The following is a 13,851-nucleotide window of genomic DNA, read 5'->3' as shown; positions in this document are numbered from 1 at the left end:
GGACATCTGCTATTCCCGACAAGATTTTGGTGTCCGGCCTGCCTGCTCGGAAAATGGCTATCGGCCCCGACTGCGCACACGTGCACAGGGCATTGAGAAAGGCGGAAGTTTTCAAGGCCTGCCGATGGCACCAGCGCTGTCACGTCGGAGAACAGCGAGTTCGGCGAAGTCGCCGCTTAAACGGACAGCCGATGGCAAGAAATGCTTGCCTTTGTCACCAATGCTCTCCGTTTTTTTTGAAAAGGCAAGACATATTGTCAGCGTTACGCAGTAACACAGGGCGTGTTGATGGGGATCAGAGTTTGAGTCCGCTGAGGCGTCGCACTCTAGGATTGTAGCCCGGATGGAGCGAAGCGAAATCCGGGGACGGTCTCTCCGTTGATAGAGAAGCCACGGATGCGCTGCGCTTTATTCGGCCTATGCAAAGACTACTTCACCGGCCGCTTCTCGAGCTTCCGCGCCAGCGTGCGCCGGTGCATCCCCAGCCGCCGCGCCGCCTCCGAGATGTTGAAATCCGTCTCGATCAGGGTCTGGTGGATACGCTCCCATTCCAGCGTCTTGATCGAGGTCGGCCGCGCATCCAGCGCGACCTCAGTGTTCCCTTCGGCCTTGGTGAAGGCGGCTTCGATGTCGTCGGTATTCGACGGCTTCGCCAGATAGTGGCAGGCTCCCAGCTTGATCGCCTCCACGGCGGTCGAGATGCTCGCAAAGCCGGTGAGCACCACGATCAGCATGTCCGGATCATGCGTGTGCAACAGCTCGACGCAGGCGAGGCCCGAGGCGCCGCCGAGCTTGAGGTCGACCACGGCATGGCCGAAGGAACGCTCTTCCAGCACCTGCCGCACCTCTTCGATCGAGGCGGCCAGCACGACATCATAGCCGCGGCGTTCGAACGAGCGCTTCAATGTGCGCGCAAAGCCTGCGTCGTCCTCGACGACGATGAGCGAACGGTCAGGCGTCAAAATTCCCTCCGATCGCGAGCGTTGCGAGCGGCAGCGTCAGGCGCACGGTGGCGCCCCGCTTCCTGTGATTCTCGGCGGTCACGGTGCCCCCTAACTTGCGGACCACGTTCACCACCAGGAACAGCCCGAGCCCGCCGCCGGCGCGGCCCTTGCTCGACTGATAGGGCTTTCCGAGCTGCGCCAGCATCTCCGGCGCAAAGCCCGGGCCGCGATCGCTGATCGACAGCACGAGGTTGTCGCCCTCGCGCTCGGCCACGAGCTCGACCCATTCGCGCGAGACCTCATAAGCGTTGTCGAGCACGTTGAAGATGACCTGCTTCAACGCGATGTCGGAGACGATCGCAACGTCCGTGCCGAACGTATTGACGAAGTAGAGCGTCCGCGCCGAGCGCGCGTCACGCCATTCGTCGACCAGCGCGGTCACGAACGCCGTCACCGTCGTCGGCGAGGAGCCTTCGCCGCGCGCTTCGCCTGCCGACACCAGGATGCCCGTGACGATCGACTTGCAGCGTTGCAGCGAGGTTTCCATCTCCGCGAGGTCCTCGGCGAGTTCCTGATCGGCGGCAAGATCCGGCATGCGGCGCCAATCGCTGAGGATCACCGAAAGCGAGGCCAGCGGCGTGCCGAGTTCATGCGCCGCGCCGGAGGCGAGCAGGCCCATGCGCACGATGTGGTCCTGCTCGGCGGCATGCTGGCGGAATGCCGCCAGATGCGCATCGCGCTCGCGCAGGTTTCGATTGATGCGGGTGACGAACACGACCAGCAGCACGGCATTGAGCACGAAGCCCAGCAGCATGCCGGCGACTGTGAGCGTGTAGGTCTCGCTCAATGGGTTGGGCGGCAGCTCCAGCGGGCGGTAGGCCAGCGTCAACCACACGAAGCTCGCGCAGGTCAGCGCGACCAGCGACCAGGTCGAGCGGGCATCGAGCAGCACCGCGCCGAGCGTCACCTGGAGCAGGAACAGCGAGGTGAAGGGATTGGTGGCGCCGCCGGAGAGGTAAAGCTGCGCGGTCAGCGCGGCGACATCAAGCATCAAGGCGACCAGCAGCTCGTTGTTGGTGATCGCGGCGCGATGGCGCACCCAGATCAGGCTGGAGACGTTGAGCAGCACCAGCGCGCCGATCACCGCGCCCATCCGCTCCAACGGAAGGGGAATGCCGAGCCCAAAATGCACGCCGCCGATGGTCACGATCTGGCCGACCACCGCGGTCCAGCGCAGCTGGATCAGCAGCGCCATGTTCTTGCGATTGGTCTCGTCGTCGGTCGACGCAGCACCGATCAGCTCGCTGCGCGCATCCGCCTGCGATTGCAGCGTGACGGCCAGCCTGCCCTGAGCAAGTGTTTGGGAAAGCGTCTTCCCGTCGTCAGGCCTGTTCGACGATCGTTCCAGCATCTGATCCCGTCCTGCGCGCGGCGGCATCCAGGCCGTCGGCCGGTTCGTGGATGAAGCCCTTCAAGGCTCTCTTGCGGCGGAACAGTCCGCCGCCGAATGTGACGAAAAGTCTGCCAGCCAGCATGAAGGCCAGGGCAAACCACGTCAGCGCGTAGATCAGGTGGTTATTGGGAAAGCGGATCACGGTCAATCCGCCGATCGGACCGCCGGCAATTTGTGATCCGGCGTCGGCATCGACGAAGAACGGCGCGACATCGTGGAGGCTGCGAGCCGCCGCGATCGCGGCGACATCCCGCGAGTACCAGCGGTTGTGCTGGGGCACGTTGTTTCGAAGGAACCCGCCTTTGGGCTCCGTCATGCGGAGCAGGCCGGTGATCTCGACTTGGCCACCCGGATTGCCGCTTTGGCGGGTCGATGCGTCGCGACGCTCCGTGGGCACGAAGCCGCGGTTGACCAGGACCTGCGTGCCGTCGTCGCGCAAAAGCGGCGTCAGCACCCAATAGCCCGGGCCCTCCTCGGTGACGGCCTGAACCAGCGTCTCGCGGTCATGCAGGAAGCGGCCGGTGACGCTGACATGCCTGTATTCGTCGTTCGCGGCGGAGACCGCGGACCATGAAGCGGGCGAGGGGATCGGTACCGCCGGGGCATGAACGCGCTGCTCGACACGGTCGATCAGCGCCAGCTTCCAGGCGCGGCGTTCGATCTGCCAGACGCCGAGCGCGATCAGGGTCACGAAGGCCGTGAGCGAGAGGACCGTGAGCCACAGGGAGGGGCGCGCAGCATGGCCACGCATCCCTTTTGCCTTGCTCGTCACGGTCCTGACCTCGCTCACTTCATTCCGCTCATCTGGTGCATCGGCATCATGTTGCTGTTGAGGTGGCTCATCACCCACAGCGAACCCGACAGCGCGATCACCACCATGACGATGGTGAAGATCAGCGCCATCATGCTCCAGCCGTTCTCGGACGTCGTGTTCATGTGCAGGAAGTAGATCATGTGCACGACGATCTGCACGACCGCGAAGGCCATGATGACGAGGGCGGTGATCTGCTTGCTCGGCAGCGCGCCGCTCATCACCAGCCAGAACGGGATCGCGGTGAGCACGACCGAGAGCACGAAGCCCAGCATATAAGTCGAGAACGTGCCGTGGGCGTGGCTGTCGCCGTGGTGATGATGGTCGGCGCCAGCTGCATGAGTATCGGTGTTCATCGCAGAACTCCCAGGAGATAGACGAAAGTGAAGACGCCGATCCAGACCACGTCGAGGAAATGCCAGAACATCGACAGGCACATCAGCCGACGGCGGTTGGCCTCGATCAGGCCGAACTTCTGGACCTGCACCATCAGCGTCACCAGCCAGATCAGGCCGCAGGAGACGTGCAGGCCGTGGGTGCCGACCAGGGTGAAGAACGCGGACAGAAAGGCGCTGCGCTGCGGCGTGGCGCCTTCATGGATCATGTGGGCGAACTCGGTGAGCTCGATGCCGATGAAGGCGAGGCCGAACAGGCCGGTGATCGCCAGCCAGATCTGCGTCTGCGCGACCTTGTTCTGCTGCATCGTCAGCATGGCGAAGCCGTAGGTGATCGACGACAGCAGCAGCATCGAGGTGTTCACCGCGACCAGGTTGAGGTCGAAGAGGTCCTTCGGCGCGGGGCCGGCGGCGTAATTGCCGCCGAGCACGCCGAAAGTGGCGAACAGGATCGCGAAGATGAGACAGTCGCTCATCAGGTAGATCCAGAAGCCGAGCGAGGTGCTCCAGCCTTCCGGATGCGGATGCTCCTCGGCGACGTAGAAGACCGGCTCGCCGGTTTGGGAGGGATTGACAGCGACAGTCATTTACTTGGCTCCGGCGAGCAGTTTGGTACGCGCGTCCTCGGCCCGGATGACGTCTTCAGCCGGAATGTCGAAGTCGCGGTGATAGTTGAAGGTGTGGCCGATGCCGACGACGAGCATCGCGGCGAAGCTCACGGCGGCCAGCCACCAGATGTACCAGATCAGGCCAAAACCCATCCCGGTGGCGAGGCCGGCAAGGATGATGCCGGTGCCGGTGCTGCTGGGCATGTGGATCGGCCTGAACCCGGTGAGCGGACGCTGGTAGCCGCGCCGCTTCATGTCCCACCACGCGTCATTGTCGTGAACGACGGGGGTGAAGGCGAAGTTGTAGTCCGGCGGGGGCGAGGAGGTCGCCCATTCCAGCGTGCGTGCGTCCCAGGGATCGCCGGTGACGTCCTTGAGCTGCTCGCGCCTGAGGAAGCTGACCGCGAACTGCATCAGCATGCACATGATGCCGAGGAGCACGAGGCCGGCGCCGATCGCGGCGATGACGAACCAGATCTGCAGGGACGGATCGTCGAACACGCGCAGGCGGCGGGTCACGCCCATCAGGCCGAGCACGTAGAGCGGCATGAAGGCGAGGTAGAAGCCGGTGACCCAGAACCAGAACGACAGCTTGCCCCAGAACGGATCGAGCTTGAAGCCGAACGCTTTCGGGAACCAGTAGGAGATGCCGGCGAAGGCGCCGAACACCACGCCGCCGATGATCACGTTGTGGAAATGCGCGATCAGGAACAGGCTGTTGTGCAGCACGAAGTCGGCCGGCGGCACCGCCAGCAGCACGCCGGTCATGCCGCCGATCACGAAGGTCAGCATGAAGGCGATCGTCCACATCATCGGCAGCTCGTAGCGGATGCGGCCGCGATACATCGTGAACAGCCAGTTGAACATCTTCGCGCCCGTCGGGATCGAGATGATCATCGTGGTGATGCCGAAGAACGAGTTGACGCTGGCGCCCGAGCCCATCGTGAAGAAGTGGTGCAGCCAGACCAGGTACGACAGGATGGTGATGACGACAGTGGCGTAGACCATCGAGGTGTAGCCGAACAGCCGCTTGCCTGAGAAGGTCGAGGTCACCTCAGAGAAGATGCCGAACGCCGGGAGAACCAGGATGTAGACTTCAGGATGACCCCAGATCCAGATCAGGTTCACGTACATCATCGGGCTGCCGCCGAAATCGTTCGTGAAGAAGTTGGTGCCGACGTAGCGGTCGAGCGACAGCAGTGCGAGCACGACGGTCAGGACGGGGAAGGATGCGACGATCAGGACGTTGGTGCAGAGCGAGGTCCAGGTGAAGACCGGCATCTTCATCATGGTCATGCCCGGGCAGCGCAGCTTGACGATGGTGCAGATCAGGTTGATGCCGGATAGTGTCGTGCCGACGCCGGCGACCTGCAGCGCCCAGATGTAATAGTCGACGCCGACATCGGGACTGTAGCCGATGTTCGACAGCGGCGGATAAGCCAGCCAGCCGGTGCGGGCGAATTCGCCGATGAACAGCGAAGCCATCACCAGCACCGCGCCGCCGACCGTCATCCAGAAGCTGAAATTGTTCAGGAACGGAAACGAGACGTCGCGCGCGCCGATCTGCAGCGGCACGACATAGTTCATCAGGCCGGTAACCAGCGGCATCGCCACGAAGAAGATCATGATCACGCCGTGGGCGGTGAAGACCTGATCGTAGTGGTGGGCGTTGAGATAGCCTTCGGAGCCGCCAAACGCGAGCATCTGCTGGCCGCGCATCATCAGCGCGTCGGCAAAACCGCGCAGCAGCATCACGATGCCGAGGATCATGTACATGATGCCGATGCGCTTGTGGTCGACGGTGGTGAACCACTCGCGCCAGAGATAGCCCCAGAGACGGAAATAGGTGAGACCGCCGAGCAGTGCGGCGCCGCCGAGCGCGACCACCGCGAATGTGCCGACGACGATCGGCTCGTGCAGCGGCAGCGATTCGAAGCCGAGCCGGCCGAAGATGAGCTTGAGAAAATCAGGAGACATGCGAACTCTCTTTAGGAGCCTGACTTCAGGAGTCTGACTTGGGACGTTGTCCGAGGAAGAAGGACGAGGACTTCAGCGGCGTGAACGACGGCCGCTTCAGGCCTGCGCCGAGCAGCGGCGCGGTGTCGGTGGGTGCCGGGATGGACGCGGTGGTTCTGCCCTGCGGCGCATCCGGCGTGCAGGTGCCGGCGACGAAGCTCGGCTCCGGCCCAAATGCGGTGCCGCGGCGGGCGTACTTGTCGTAGGCCAGCGGCAGCGTGTTGTTCAGGCCCTGGTGACCGGCACCGCCCTTGGCGTCGATCGCCATCATTTCGCTCTGGCACATCTTGCCGGTCTCGACGCACATGTTGAGGATCAGGCGGTAGAGATCGGCATCGACGGTGCCCCAGCGGCGCACCGGCTCGTTCTGGCTGGGTTTTTCGAGCTGGAGATATTCGGCGCGGCCGAGCGAGCCGCCGGCGGACTTGGCGCTGGCGATCCAGGCGTCAAAGCCCTTGTCGTCGAGGCCCTGGAAGTTGAAGTGCATGCCGGAGAAGCCGGCGCCGCTGTAGTTCGCGGAGAAGCCCTTGTAGGTGCCGGCGTGGTTGACGACGGCGTGGAGCTTGGTCTCCATGCCCGGCATCGCGTAGATCTGGCCGGCGAGCGCGGGGATGTAGAACGAATTCATCACCGAGGACGCCGTGATGCGGAATTTGATCGGACGATCGACCGGAGCTGCGAGCTCGTTGACGGTGGCGATGCCGTAGTCCGGATAGATAAAGAGCCACTTCCAGTCGAGCGCGACGACGTCGACCTCGAGCGGGGCCTTGGACTGGTCCACGGCGCGGTCTGCATGGATGCGGCCCAGCGTGCGGTAGGGGTCGAGCAGATGCGTGCCCATCCAGGTCAGAGCGCCCAGGCAAACGATGATCAGAAGCGGCGCCGACCAGATCACCAACTCGAGCTTGGTCGAGTGGTCCCAATCCGGCTCGTAGCGGGCGTCCGTGTTGGACTGGCGATAGCGCCAGGCGAACAGCACCGTCAGCGCCATCACGGGGACGACGATCAGGAGCATCAGGACGGTGGAGATGATGACGAGGTCGCGCTGCTGGGCAGCGATATCGCCGGCTGGCGCCAGCACGACGTAGTCGCAGCCGCTGAGCGCGGCAGCCAGAGGTAGTAGCGCCAGGATCTTGAGACGAGACACGGGCCGAGCCTTTGAGAATGAGTTTCTTTTGCGGGACCAAGGGGTAGCTGCGGCGCAACAATCCGGACATTGGACAATTTGTCCAATGTTGCAGTGCGGGATGTTGGGTCAAACAGGGCCAGATTGCCTGGCGCCCCGCCGGGCGGTCGGCTTTGGTTTCAGGACGTTAAGGGCGCACGAATGGCGACGGCACAGACCCCCGCAATGGCAGACCTCCACACGGGCGAGCACGGCCACGACCAGGCCAGTCCCGGCGAGATCGCCATCGGCGTCATCATCGGCCGCACCTCGGAATTCTTCGACTTCTTCGTCTTCGCGATCGCCTCGGTGATCGTGTTCCCGCGCCTGGTGTTCCCGTTCGCGAGCGAGCTGACCGGCACGCTCTATTCCTTCATGATCTTCGCGCTGGCCTTCATGGCCCGACCGATCGGCACCGTCATTTTCATGACGGTCGACCGTGCCTACGGCAAGACGGCCAAGCTGATCTCGGCGCTGTTTTTGCTCGGCACTGCCACCGTCGCGCTGGCGTTCCTGCCCGGCTATCACGACATCGGCGTTGCGGCGATCTGGCTGCTGGCGCTCGCGCGCATTGCGCAGGGTCTGGCCTGGGGCGGCGCATGGGACGGCATGGCTTCGCTGCTGGCGCTGAACGCACCGCCCTCCAAGCGCGGCTGGTATGCGATGGTGCCGCAGCTCGGCGCGCCGCTCGGTCTGATCGTGGCGAGCGCGCTGTTCGCCTATTTCGCGGGTAACCTCTCGGCCGACGATTTCTTCGACTGGGGCTGGCGCTATCCGTTCTTCGTCGCCTTTGCCATCAACGTCGTGGCGCTGTTCGCGCGCCTGCGCATGGTGACGACCGAGGAATATGCCTCGCTATTCGAGACCCGCGAATTGCAGCCCGCGCGCATCTCCGACACCGTCGCGCGCGAAGGCCAGAACATCATGCTCGGGGCGTTTGCGCCGCTCGCGAGCTTTGCGCTGTTCCACATGGTCACGGTGTTCCCGCTGTCCTGGGTGTTCCTGTTCACCCGCGAAAGCCCGGTGCGCTTCCTGATCATCGAGATCGTCGCCGCCGTGTTCGGTGTCGGCGCGATCGTGATGTCGGGCATCATCGCCGACCGCGTCGGGCGCAAATCGCTGCTGATGGGATCGGCGATCGCGATCGCGATCTATAGCGGCTTTGCCCCGCAGCTGCTCGACGCCGGCGCGTTCGGCGAGACCATCTACATGGTGATCGGCTTCATCCTGCTCGGCCTGTCCTTCGGCCAGTCCTCCGGTGCCATCGCCTCGAACTTCAAGCAGGCGTACCGCTACACCGCTTCGGCGCTGACCTCGGACATGGCCTGGTTGTTCGGCGCCGGCTTCGCTCCGCTGGTGGCGTTGCTGCTCGCCACCAATCTCGGCGTCATCGCCTCGGGTGCGTATCTCTTGTCCGGCGCGTTCTGGACCCTGCTCGCCCTCTGGCTCAGCGGCCAGCGCGAGAAGGGCGACATGGACGCGGGCGGTTAGTCAGGCGCGAGCAGTAGCCGCATCGCGGATGCCGTAGGGTGGGCAAAGGCGCGTAAGCGCCGTGCCCACTATCTGTGTCCGATTTAGAGAGGTGGTGGGCACGCTTGCGCTTTGCCCACCCTACGGCAGCGCGATTTGCAGCTCGAGATCCCGGGTTCACGCTAAGCGCGCCACGGGATGACGTGCGCTTAGCGCACGTCAATCCGCCACGATCTTCACGCGGTCACGCACCTTCACCTGCGCGGTGCGATCGAGGCCGTTCAGCACGCGAAAGCGCTCGGCGGGGTGATCGACGCCGGCCATGCGGTGGGACAGCGACTCCACGGTGTCACCGGGCTGCACGGTGATGACCTTGATGCGCAGCGGACGCGCGGCCTGGATCTCGTCGAGCGTCAGGCGGCGGAATGAATTGACGGTCTCGCGCGCGTTGCGCTCGCTCTCGGTCGACTTCTGCCGTGTCGCGAAGATGAAGCGATAGACATCGCTGCCGAAGCGCAGCGCATAGACCTTGAACTGCCACTGGTCGCCCTTGGCGGTGGCGGACGCGGCCGGGAAGCCATTGATGGTGATGTCCTCGGTCGACGCCTTCTCGACGCCCTCCATCCAGCCGGAATTGAGGTAGTCGCCGAGCGACTGCTCGGCCGGCACGCGCACCACGTCGAAACGCATCGCCTGCGCGCCGCCCTCGCGCACGCCGATCACGGCCTGGGCGGTGTTGTCGAGCGTGAAATTGTCCGGCGCCTGGAAGGTGAAGCCGAGCTTCGGATGCAGGAATCGGCGGCCGCGCACGAAACCTTCACTGGGGTCTTCGCCGTAGACGAGGTTGTCGATCGCGGCGAGATAGGTCTCGCGGTCGCGCTCGGCGCCCTCCGGGGCCGTATATTGCCGCGCAATGGTCTGCGCGTTCTGCACGCGCTCCGGCGTCGCCGGATGCGACGAGGTGAAATCCTGTGCGCGCGGATCGAGCGAGTTCTTGCCGGCCTTCAGCTCGGCATTGCGCTCCATCGCCGACAGGAACCGTGCCGCACCATACGGGTCGAAATGCGCCTTGGCGGAAATTCCGACGCCGATGCCGTCGGCTTCGAACTCCTGCTTGCGCGAAAAGCTCGCCATGGTGAGCTTGGTCTTGGCGAGCGCCAGCGCGGTGAGATCGGGATCGTTGCTCATGTCGGTGACGACGCGGGTGACGATCGCGGCCTGGCGCGCCTGGTCCTCGCGCATCGCGGCGTGCTTGGACAGCACGTGCGCCATCTCGTGGCTGAGCACGGAGGACAATTCCGACGTATCGCTCGCAAGCGCAAGCAGACCCCGCGTGACATAGAGCTGGCCGTTCGGCAGCGCGAAGGCGTTCACCGCGCCGGAATTGAGGATGGTGACCTTGTAGCCCTGGTCGGGACGGTCGGAGGCGGCGACAAGGCGATCGACGGTCTTGCTGACGAGTGATTCGAGCCTGGGGTCATCATAGGTGCCGCCATAGCTCGCCAGGATGCGCTCGTGCTCCTTCTCGGTGGCGGGGGTCTGGGCGACGGCCGGCTTCGGCTTCGGCATCGCGACCGTGGCTGGGGTAGCCGCGGTCTGGAACCGGTTCATGTCGCCGCAGCCCGCAAGCGCCGTACCCAGCACGAGGCATAGCGCGGCCGGCGCCGCCCGCAGGCGGCGGCGTTCGTTCCGTACGTGCCGTTCTAGCACCCCATTCACGTCGCTTAACCCGTGCCTGGCCGTTAAGGCCTTACCCCAGTAGGCTCGTTTGCGCCCAGCAATTCAACCTGTCCCAAGAGACGCACATCGATCCGCGGCCCCGTATTCCCCTCGACCCAGCCCCGGACTCGAATACGTTTACTTTCCAAGGACTTAAGTGTGATGCCAGCGTTTTCAAACGCCGGTAGCGTGCGCTTTGAAATAGTCGCGGCAAAGCCGCGTGTCCAGTTCCGTCCGAAGTTGAGGTAGGTCATTGCCCCAGCTTGCCGGACGGACAGGACTTTGCCCTCGACCACCATAAACCGCCCGATCCCCGCCAAAATATCGTCCGGACTTTCCGCGTTTTTTATGGCCGACGGGTCAGCCCAGCTGCCCTTTTTTTGGCGCCGTGCTGCGGCCTCCGACGCCATCAGGGCGGCCGCGCAGTCCTTGTCCGTGATCTCGGCGGAGACCATAGCGTCGCCCTGGGAGAGTAGCATGGCCTGCACCGAGGTGTCGCTTTCGCTGATGAAGACCAGCGCGCCCTGGCGGCCGTAGCGGTCGGGCGTGTCGTCGGTGCCGCGGAGTGTCACGTCACGGCCGGCGAGCAGCGCTGCCAGCGCCTGCTTCGTGGTCGCGGTTGGTTCTATGCCGGCGAGACGGATCTCGCGGCCGTCATCGAGGCGGACGCTGCGCGCATCGACGATGGCCGCGACGCGGCCTTCGCCTTGGGACTCGAACTGGCACGGCGCCGCGAGCGCGGTGTTAGCCGTGGCAATCAAGAATGCGACGATGAGATGAAGCGGTCGCGTCACGTGACCCGGAGAGGTTGCGTTGCGAGTGAAGCTTAACTCAAGCGTAGTGGGTCGCGAAGAGGTTTCCTCACGCTCCGTCATTGCGAGCGTAGCGAAGCAATCCAGACCATCTCCGCGGAAGGACTCTGGATTGCTTCGTCGCAAGAGCTCCTCGCAATGACGATGCGGAGACATCTTGCGTCCTCTCACTATTCCGCTTTGCGGAAAGCGCGCAATGATCATTCATCTGCATCGCACTCGCGCTTGCTGCGCTCTTGCGCATGCGGCATGATTGCGGCAACTGCAATAACCAAGAGCAATAACCAAGCCGCCATCAGAGTACGGCGCGATAAAGGGAGGTCGATTTCCATGAAGCATGTTTTGTCCGGCATTTTTGCCGCCGCGTTTGCTCTCAGCGCGAGCGCTGTGCAGGCCGAGGACAAGCCGCCGCTGAAGATCGGCGGCATCTTGGACATGTCGAGCCTCTATGCCGACATCACCGGCCCCGGCAGCGAAACCGCGGCCAAGATGGCTGTCGAGGATTTTGGCGGCGAGGTGCTCGGGCGCAAGATCCAGGTGCTCGCGGCCGACCATCAAAACAAGGCCGATCTCTCCGCCAACATCGCCCGCGACATGCTCGACAACCAGGGCGTCGAGATGATCTACGACGTCGCGGCCTCCGCGACTGCGCTTGCCGCCGGCGAGATCGCCAAGGCGCGCAACAAGATCGTCATCTTCAACGGCCCGGGCTCGATCCGTCTCACCAACGAAGCCTGCGGCCCCTATACCGTGCACTACGTGTTCGACACGTTCGGTCAGGCCAACGTGACCGGCCTTGCCGCGGTGAAGTCGGGCCTCGACACCTGGTACTTCCTCACCGCCGATTACGCCTTCGGCCAGGATTTGGAGAAGGACACCAGCAACGTCGTGACCAAGACCGGCGGCAAGGTGCTCGGCAGCGTGCGCCATCCGCTCAACACGTCGGATTTCTCGTCGTTCCTGCTGCAGGCGCAGGCTTCCAAGGCCAAGGTGATCGGTCTGGCCAATGCCGGCGGCGATACCGTCAACGCCATCAAGCAGTCGGCGGAATTCGGCATCATGAAGGGCGGCCAGAAAGTGTCGCCACTGCTCGCCTTCGTCACCGACATCGATTCGATCGGGCTCGAGACCGCGCAGGGCCTGCTGCTGGCCGAAGCGTTCTACTGGGACATGAACGACGAAACGCGCGCCTTCTCGAAGCGCTTCCAGGAGCGTGTGAAGCGGCCGCCGACCTCGGCGCAGGCCGGCGTCTATTCCTCCGTGACGCATTACCTGAAGGCGGTGAAAGCGGCCGGGACGACCGACGCGGCCACCGTGATGAAGGTGATGAAGGAAACGCCGATCAACGATTTCTTCGCCAAGGGTGGCAAGATCCGCGAGGACGGCCGCATGATCCACGACATGTATCTGTTCGAAGTTAAGAAGCCGTCGGAGTCCAAGGGCCGCTGGGACGATTACAAGCTGCTCGCCACCGTGCCCGGCAGCGAGGCGTTCCAGTCGCTAGACCAGTCGCGCTGCCCGCTGGTGAAGAAATAGGATCGTCATTGCGAGCGAAGCGAAGCAATCCAGAGATGTTTCCATAGAGACAGCCTGGATTGCTTCGTCGCTTCGCTCCTCGCAATGACGGCGTGGTGATAGCCCGGTCAAATAGCAACAAGGGAGACGTCCCATGAACGACATGGTCCTGCAAAAGCTCGAAGGCGGGCTGCTCACCATCACCATGAACCGCCCCGAGCGGAAGAATGCGCTCAACCCCGAGATGGTCGCAGGATTGGTCGAAGCTGCGCGTCGCGCGGCCGACGATCCCGAGGTGCGGGCAGTGCTGTTCAAGGGCGCCGGCGGATCGTTCTGCGTCGGCGGCGACGTCAAGTCGATGGCGGCAGGCCGTGCGCCCCTGCCGTTCGAGCAGAAGCTTGCGAGCCTCCGCCGCGGCATGGAGGTCTCGCGCATCCTGCACCAGATGCCTAAACCCGTGGTGGCGCAGCTCGACGGCGCCGCGGCCGGCGCGGGCCTGTCGATGGCGCTGTCCTGCGACCTGCGCATCGCCTCCGAATCCTGCAAGATCACGACGGCCTTCGCGAAAGTCGGCTTCTCCGGCGATTACGGCGGCACCTATTTCCTCACCCAGCTGCTCGGCAGCGCGCGGGCGCGCGAGCTCTATCTGATGTCGCCGGTGCTGAGTGCGAAAGAGGCGCATGCGATCGGCATGGTGACCAAGGTCGTTCCCGAAGCCGAGATCGACGCCGCCGCCCACGAGCTCGCACTGTCGCTGGCGCAAGGGCCCTCGATCGCACTTGGCTTCATCAAGCGCAACATCAACAATGCCGAGCATCTCGCGCTGGAGGACTGCTTCGACGGCGAGGCGATCCATCACACCCGCTGCGGCGACACCGAAGACCACAAGGAGGCCGCAAAGGCCTTCGTGGAGAAGCGCAAGCCGACGTTCAGGGGCGCATGA

General features: G+C 64.0%; 13 protein-coding genes. 3 read left to right on the top strand and 10 right to left on the bottom strand.

Annotated features, from left to right (window positions below):
* Positions 1 to 428: 428 nt before the first annotated feature.
* The 7 genes from IVB26_RS36490 to cyoA are packed head-to-tail and all read right to left on the bottom strand — an operon-like array spanning position 429 to position 7,374.
* Positions 429 to 962 (bottom strand): response regulator transcription factor, encoded by a 534-nt coding sequence (locus tag IVB26_RS36490; protein ID WP_247969705.1) that lies wholly within the window; start codon positions 960 to 962, stop codon positions 429 to 431.
* The gene (locus tag IVB26_RS36485) at positions 952 to 2,355 is read right to left on the bottom strand and encodes an ATP-binding protein (protein WP_247969704.1); all 1,404 of its coding nucleotides are present in this window, start codon (positions 2,353 to 2,355) and stop codon (positions 952 to 954) included. The genes IVB26_RS36490 and IVB26_RS36485 overlap by 11 nt, the downstream gene beginning before the upstream one ends.
* Positions 2,327 to 3,187 carry an SURF1 family protein gene (locus IVB26_RS36480; protein ID WP_247969703.1) on the bottom strand — a complete coding sequence of 287 codons (861 nt, stop codon included), beginning with the start codon at positions 3,185 to 3,187 and terminating at the stop codon, positions 2,327 to 2,329. Before IVB26_RS36480 ends, IVB26_RS36485 begins: the two co-directional genes overlap by 29 nt.
* Positions 3,184 to 3,564 (bottom strand): cytochrome o ubiquinol oxidase subunit IV, encoded by a 381-nt coding sequence (gene cyoD, locus IVB26_RS36475; protein WP_247969702.1) that lies wholly within the window; start codon positions 3,562 to 3,564, stop codon positions 3,184 to 3,186. Before cyoD ends, IVB26_RS36480 begins: the two co-directional genes overlap by 4 nt.
* Positions 3,561 to 4,190 (bottom strand): cytochrome o ubiquinol oxidase subunit III, encoded by a 630-nt coding sequence (cyoC, locus tag IVB26_RS36470; protein ID WP_247969701.1) that lies wholly within the window; start codon positions 4,188 to 4,190, stop codon positions 3,561 to 3,563. Before cyoC ends, cyoD begins: the two co-directional genes overlap by 4 nt.
* Positions 4,191 to 6,188: a cytochrome o ubiquinol oxidase subunit I gene (gene cyoB / locus IVB26_RS36465; RefSeq protein WP_247969700.1), complete on the bottom strand. Its 1,998-nt coding sequence runs from the start codon at positions 6,186 to 6,188 to the stop codon at positions 4,191 to 4,193.
* A 25-nt stretch (positions 6,189 to 6,213) separates the two neighbouring features.
* Complete coding sequence (gene cyoA / locus IVB26_RS36460) at positions 6,214 to 7,374, bottom strand: ubiquinol oxidase subunit II (RefSeq protein WP_247969699.1); 1,161 nt, start codon at positions 7,372 to 7,374, stop codon at positions 6,214 to 6,216.
* 180 nt (positions 7,375 to 7,554) lie between these two features.
* On the opposite strand from cyoA, the gene IVB26_RS36455 reads away from it, so the two are divergent.
* The gene (locus IVB26_RS36455) at positions 7,555 to 8,883 is read left to right on the top strand and encodes an MFS transporter (protein ID WP_247969698.1); all 1,329 of its coding nucleotides are present in this window, start codon (positions 7,555 to 7,557) and stop codon (positions 8,881 to 8,883) included.
* A 198-nt stretch (positions 8,884 to 9,081) separates the two neighbouring features.
* Here the strand turns inward: IVB26_RS36455 and IVB26_RS36450 are convergent, their stop codons facing one another.
* The 3 genes from IVB26_RS36450 to IVB26_RS43060 all read right to left on the bottom strand — a co-directional run bounded on the left by IVB26_RS36450 (position 9,082) and on the right by IVB26_RS43060 (position 11,725).
* Positions 9,082 to 10,572, bottom strand: a complete 1,491-nt coding sequence (locus tag IVB26_RS36450; protein ID WP_458309381.1) for a M48 family metalloprotease — start codon at positions 10,570 to 10,572, stop codon at positions 9,082 to 9,084.
* Between the two features lie 32 nt (positions 10,573 to 10,604).
* A complete protein-coding gene (locus IVB26_RS36445) occupies positions 10,605 to 11,456 on the bottom strand; it encodes a thermonuclease family protein (protein ID WP_247973358.1) in 852 nt (283 codons plus the stop codon).
* Positions 11,457 to 11,593: 137 nt separating this feature from the next.
* Complete coding sequence (locus IVB26_RS43060) at positions 11,594 to 11,725, bottom strand: hypothetical protein (RefSeq protein ID WP_256468899.1); 132 nt, start codon at positions 11,723 to 11,725, stop codon at positions 11,594 to 11,596.
* Here IVB26_RS43060 and IVB26_RS36440 point away from each other — a divergent pair.
* Together IVB26_RS36440 and IVB26_RS36435 are read left to right on the top strand one after the other, a co-directional pair.
* Positions 11,724 to 12,929, top strand: a complete 1,206-nt coding sequence (locus tag IVB26_RS36440) for an ABC transporter substrate-binding protein (protein ID WP_247969697.1) — start codon at positions 11,724 to 11,726, stop codon at positions 12,927 to 12,929. The two genes, IVB26_RS43060 and IVB26_RS36440, sit on opposite strands and share 2 nt — an antisense overlap.
* A gap of 133 nt (positions 12,930 to 13,062) precedes the next feature.
* Positions 13,063 to 13,851: an enoyl-CoA hydratase gene (locus IVB26_RS36435; RefSeq protein WP_247969696.1), complete on the top strand. Its 789-nt coding sequence runs from the start codon at positions 13,063 to 13,065 to the stop codon at positions 13,849 to 13,851.

Source organism: Bradyrhizobium sp. 195 (genome assembly GCF_023101665.1).
Lineage (GTDB): Bacteria > Pseudomonadota > Alphaproteobacteria > Rhizobiales > Xanthobacteraceae > Bradyrhizobium.
This window is presented reverse-complemented; position numbering and strand designations above follow the sequence as displayed.

Excerpts from the sequence above, each read along its gene's own strand:
- IVB26_RS36485 (WP_247969704.1), bottom strand. The coding sequence starts at position 2,355 with ATGCTGGAACGATCGTCGAACAGGCCTGACGACGGGAAGACGCTTTCC.
- cyoD (WP_247969702.1), bottom strand. The coding sequence starts at position 3,564 with ATGAACACCGATACTCATGCAGCTGGCGCCGACCATCATCACCACGGC.
- cyoC (WP_247969701.1), bottom strand. The coding sequence starts at position 4,190 with ATGACTGTCGCTGTCAATCCCTCCCAAACCGGCGAGCCGGTCTTCTAC.
- cyoB (WP_247969700.1), bottom strand. The coding sequence starts at position 6,188 with ATGTCTCCTGATTTTCTCAAGCTCATCTTCGGCCGGCTCGGCTTCGAA.
- IVB26_RS36455 (WP_247969698.1), top strand. The coding sequence starts at position 7,555 with ATGGCGACGGCACAGACCCCCGCAATGGCAGACCTCCACACGGGCGAG.
- IVB26_RS36445 (WP_247973358.1), bottom strand. The coding sequence starts at position 11,456 with ATGACGGAGCGTGAGGAAACCTCTTCGCGACCCACTACGCTTGAGTTA.
- IVB26_RS36440 (WP_247969697.1), top strand. The coding sequence starts at position 11,724 with ATGAAGCATGTTTTGTCCGGCATTTTTGCCGCCGCGTTTGCTCTCAGC.
- IVB26_RS43060 (WP_256468899.1), bottom strand. The coding sequence starts at position 11,725 with ATGGAAATCGACCTCCCTTTATCGCGCCGTACTCTGATGGCGGCTTGG.
- IVB26_RS36435 (WP_247969696.1), top strand. The coding sequence starts at position 13,063 with ATGAACGACATGGTCCTGCAAAAGCTCGAAGGCGGGCTGCTCACCATC.